Genomic DNA, 239 nt, shown 5'->3' on the forward strand with positions numbered 1-239 from the left:
TTCGCGTCCCAGCTGAAGGCCTTCAAACCTCCCGTGTCATCCGCACCATAGCTGTCGTTGGTCAGCACGTTGGCCGTCACCGTCTGGCCCGCACCACTGTCCTCAGTCACCGTCGCCGTGCCGTCGTTTTGAGCCACAGGCACGTCGTCCACGATGCTGATGCTCAGGTTGGCGCTCGCACCCGTGCCGCCCACACCCGCCACAGCCACCGGCACGCTGTCGCTGATCGCCGTGTCGGC

1 protein-coding gene is annotated in these 239 nt (G+C 66.1%); it reads right to left on the minus strand.

Features of this window, described 5'->3' with window-relative positions; translation table 11 throughout:
* The coding region (locus HA630_RS02475) for a hypothetical protein (RefSeq protein WP_166832223.1) at nt 1–239 on the minus strand (239 nt) is incomplete at both ends.

Source organism: Aquabacterium sp. A08 (assembly GCF_011742065.1).